The following is a 4194-nucleotide window of genomic DNA, read 5'->3' on the forward strand; positions in this document are numbered from 1 at the left end:
AAGACAAATGTACGTGAGATTGCCGAATATCATAAAATATCTCGTCGCCATTTAGTGAAAGTAATAAATCAACTGACTCACCTTGGATACAGGGCAAACGGGTTTAAATAATACAAGTTAAGTACAGTTAACCACCAATCCAGTGGTTTTTCTTGATTGAAGGAATTAGTCTCTATTTATATAAATGAAAACATGCAGGACTAAAGTCCCACTTCCCAAAAGTAAGCTAATTATTCATCGGAAGTGGGACTTTAGTCCTGCCTTTTGATGCTTGAATTAACAACTGACCAGAAAGCAAACTCATTCTGTTTGTTTTAAACCCGTTTGCCCTGCCTTGGATATTTCCAATCTATACGAGGCCGAAATGGAGAATTCTGGCTAGCGAAATCACCTTCTGATATTAATATTGGAAATGTCATTCAAGAGCTTGAGATAAATTTAGATGGGGTAGATTGTAGTGGGGATACATATTAACACCCAACTGTTTATTAAAAAAAGAACTTGTTAATGCAACTGAATTATTTTTAAATCATATGAAAACGATCATGCTCAGTGATTTAATTATTTCTGTAGAACCTATTATTCTGACCACAAAATATCCTTAGTGGATTAATCTAATATAATAAATCCCCGACTGAAGGGGCTACGTTTTACGGGAAATTTTGATAAAAGTATTCATAGACGAGGAAAAAATAATTATTTATTTTAAAAGGTTTATCGATATTTTAGAAGGGTTAAACAAGAAAATGGTGCTCGCTACTGGATTCGAACCAGTGACCCACGCCATGTCATGGCGGTACTCTACCAACTGAGCTAAGCGAGCATTTAGTTAGTTGCTTTGAAAGCAAATGCATAGTGCGTTATCGCTTTAGTTCTGTCAATCACTGTTTTAGTTTTACATTCTGTTTGCTGTTTTTTTATGCGACATTCCCGCTACGGGGCTCGAACCAGTAGCCAAACTGCGATTACTTCACAAACACTTTGCCACCGATCATCTTAAAGGCAGGAGTGCCACGAATTAGCATTTCTCGCGCAAAAACAGCTTGGCAATTTGGGCAAGTACAAACAACCTCTGTTAAATCGACACTAATGCGCTCTTTAAAGCATTTTACCAGTGCGCCTTTGCCCCCTTTTCGATATTTAAAGAGTTGTTTTTTACATTTAGCACAAAAAATATCAACGGTTTTAGTGGGTCCTTTTTTATTGGGCTTTGCCATTTACCCCCTCCTTAAAAGCAGAGGCATCATGCTGATAACGTTCAATGCAAGCAGAGCAGATGCACTCTCTATTTTTAGCATGCGCAGGAAGCAGTGAGATAAGTGCGCGAGGAATCCTTTTACTCTGGCACCAACAGCCTTTGCTATCAACAGCACAATGGTTTTGTGAGGCACAAAATGGACAGCTATTTGAATTCATAATTTTCTTATTAATTAAATCTGTTCACTATATCGTTATACTCGTACACTGACTATATTATTATTACTTGTTATTAATTCTTTTAGGAAAAACAATGGTCTGGTTACAACTTGCAACCGTTTTACTGTTTATATTTATTGGCGCACGTTTAGGTGGTATTGGTATCGGTTATGCGGGTGGCGCTGGCGTTATTGTACTTGCGTTACTCGGGATGCAAACCAGCATGGAATATATCCCTGTTGAGGTGATCCTCATTATTATGTCGGTAATTGCCACCATTGCATCGATGCAACGCGCAGGAGGGCTTGATTATTTGGTTTACCTTTCTGAGAAGATGTTACGCAAACACCCTCAATATATTACCTTTGCTGCGCCAATGGTGACCTATTTTATGACCTTGCTCGCGGGCACAGGTCACACCGCCTTTTCAACGCTGCCTGTGATTGCAGAGGTGGCTAAAGAGCAAGGTATTCGTCCCTCTAAACCATTGAGTATCGCGGTGGTGGCTTCACAAGTAGCGATTACAGCCTCACCAATCTCTGCGGCTGTTGTTGCCTTTGCAGCTATGTTACAGCCTTTTGGGGTGAGTTATTTACAACTGTTAAGCATCGCTATTCCATCAACACTATTTGCTGTTTTAGTGGGTGCTGCTGTGGCTAATTTATTAGGAAAACCATTGCTTGAAGATGAAGTTTATCAGCAACGTTTGAAAGAGGGGTTAATTAAACAACGCGAACAAACCAATTACATTCCCACCAGTGAAGCCAAGTTCTCTGTTTATGCGTTTGCGGTCTCAATTATTTTAGTGGTGAGTTATGCCATTTTACTTTCTGGCGTTATTGAAAATCCAACCATTGGGCGCAGTGAAGCTATCATGGCCATTATGTTAACCAATGCAGGAATTATCGCCTTAAAGTGTAAAATAAACTTAAATGAAGTGACACAAATGTCGACGTTTCGCTCAGGGATGAGTGCATGTATCTGTGTTTTAGGGGTTGCTTGGTTGGGCTCTACGTTTGTGAATGGCCATATTGATGATATTAAAGCCCTTTCTGGAACGCTACTGGCCAGTTATCCGTGGATGTTAGCATTAATACTATTTTTTGCATCGATGTTACTCTATTCGCAAGGGGCAACAACAGCAGCGTTAATGCCCGCTGCACTTTCGATGGGCATTGAACCAAGTGCTGCGATTGCATCATTTGCAGCGGTTAGTGCACTGTTTGTATTACCCACTTACCCGACTTTATTAGCAGCCATTGAGATGGATGACACTGGCTCAACACGTTTGGGGAAATATGTATTTGATCACCCCTTTTTACTGCCGGGAATAACAACCCTTGTTATATCCGTTACGATCGCTTTTGTGATTGCAGGGTTTGTTATTTGAGCCATTAAAAAAGGCTTTCAATTGAAAGCCTTTTTGGGAATTCGCCTTTGCGTCGCTAAAGCACTGACGCTTGTACACAAGTCTGCTACTTTAGCTACGCCTTAGCGAATAACAAGACACTTCCTCATAATGGTGATGTACTTATTTACTGCTGTTGCGGTGATTTAAAAATTCAACCTACAAACTAGCTAGATTGTTGTTCTAAATAACCAAACGCCGCTAACATCGCAGGCTCTTGAAATCTTTTAAGACCTAATTCAACCGCTGCAGGTTGATTTTGTGCTTTCGACAAACCTTCTTTAATGTATGAAGATGAAATCACATGCACATTAATGTCTGCTAATAGTTGCAAAGCACCTTCAATTTTGAAACTCAGTGCGCTACCTGCAAATTTCCCTTTTAGATCACGCTGTTTGATCACAACCGTATCTACTTTGTAATCGGTCATTAACTGTTTAAAGTCAGATTGAAACTTTTTAAGCGGAACGGTATTAATAGCATCAACCAAGTTGAATTTATTCGCACGTACCACTGGCACATCATATAGGCCATCTTTTAACTGCATAATTGCGATAATTGCTTCATTACCTACTAGCTCTACGCCACATACTCTCATTTTTATCCCCTTAATTTAATGGTGGCATTATATGGAAATATTGCTGACAAGCAAATACAATCAAATGAATAAATAATAACAGGAGTTTCTTATGCAAAAAATGCCACACCACTACCTTGTTTCAATCGAGAGCTTCTTCAAGCAGTTTTTTAACCACTTCAAGTCAAGGTTTACCTGATTTGAGCATTGCCCCACCCGCAGAATTTGATGGACCGGGTGATCAATGGTCCCCTGAAACGTTAATGATGTCAGCCGTTGCTGGCTGTTTTATCTTATCTTTTAAAGCAGTGTCTAAATTCTCTAAGTTTGAATGGGTATCGATAGATTGTCATTCTGAAGGGATTTTAGACCGCGTTGAAAAAACCACACGTTTTGTGCAAGTCACTAATAAAGTAAAACTGGTCATTTCTGAAGATAGTTCAAAAGAGAAAGCGTTAACCCTGCTTGAGAAAGCGGAAGCTATCTGTTTGGTGAGTAACTCGTTAAATGCAACGTTAAAGCTAGAGTGTGAGATTGTTGTGAAGTAGTCTTTATACCATATATGGACCCTCTCCGATTGCAAGACAATTTTGATCGTTGAAATAGAGTGCATTGCAGCCATATATTCGGCTTTTTTATGAGGTATCACTGATGCCTCTAGCCCTGATGGATTTCCGCCCCTATTACCTCATCAATCCGGCGGCTTATTATAGCCCTTGGTATAAAAAGGTTTCCTATAGGGCAGTGCTGAACTGTATCCCATCAATCTCTATTCTCTAGCAATATTACAGGG

Annotated in this window: 6 protein-coding genes and 1 tRNA gene; 3 read left to right on the forward strand and 4 right to left on the reverse strand. The window is 39.7% G+C overall.

Annotated features, from left to right (window positions below; all coding sequences use genetic code 11):
- Positions 1–324 precede the first annotated feature (324 nt).
- Positions 325–474, forward strand: coding sequence for an Rrf2 family transcriptional regulator (locus tag G322_RS24940; RefSeq protein WP_084683785.1), 150 nt, complete (start codon positions 325–327; stop codon positions 472–474).
- 273 nt (positions 475–747) lie between these two features.
- Here G322_RS24940 and G322_RS0117805 read toward each other — a convergent pair.
- The 3 genes from G322_RS0117805 to G322_RS21280 all read right to left on the reverse strand — a co-directional run bounded on the left by G322_RS0117805 (position 748) and on the right by G322_RS21280 (position 1416).
- A tRNA-Val gene (locus tag G322_RS0117805) sits at positions 748–823 on the reverse strand.
- A 142-nt stretch (positions 824–965) separates the two neighbouring features.
- Complete coding sequence (locus G322_RS0117810; RefSeq protein WP_022943047.1) at positions 966–1217, reverse strand: hypothetical protein; 252 nt, start codon at positions 1215–1217, stop codon at positions 966–968.
- Entirely contained in the window at positions 1201–1416 is a 216-nt protein-coding gene (locus tag G322_RS21280) for a cysteine-rich CWC family protein (RefSeq protein WP_022943048.1), read from the reverse strand. Before G322_RS21280 ends, G322_RS0117810 begins: the two co-directional genes overlap by 17 nt.
- Positions 1417–1510: 94 nt before the next feature.
- Between G322_RS21280 and G322_RS0117820 the strand changes: the two genes are divergently transcribed.
- A complete protein-coding gene (locus G322_RS0117820; RefSeq protein ID WP_022943049.1) occupies positions 1511–2806 on the forward strand; it encodes an anaerobic C4-dicarboxylate transporter in 1296 nt (431 codons plus the stop codon).
- Positions 2807–2990: 184 nt separating this feature from the next.
- On the opposite strand, the gene G322_RS0117825 is transcribed toward G322_RS0117820, so the two are convergent.
- Positions 2991–3422: a DUF3010 family protein gene (locus G322_RS0117825; RefSeq protein ID WP_022943050.1), complete on the reverse strand. Its 432-nt coding sequence runs from the start codon at positions 3420–3422 to the stop codon at positions 2991–2993.
- A gap of 179 nt (positions 3423–3601) precedes the next feature.
- On the opposite strand from G322_RS0117825, the gene G322_RS21975 reads away from it, so the two are divergent.
- Positions 3602–3949 (forward strand): OsmC family protein, encoded by a 348-nt coding sequence (locus tag G322_RS21975; protein WP_211217179.1) that lies wholly within the window; start codon positions 3602–3604, stop codon positions 3947–3949.
- Positions 3950–4194 lie beyond the last annotated feature (245 nt).

The sequence above is a fragment of the Psychromonas hadalis ATCC BAA-638 genome (genome assembly GCF_000420245.1).
GTDB classification, from domain to species: domain Bacteria; phylum Pseudomonadota; class Gammaproteobacteria; order Enterobacterales; family Psychromonadaceae; genus Psychromonas; species Psychromonas hadalis.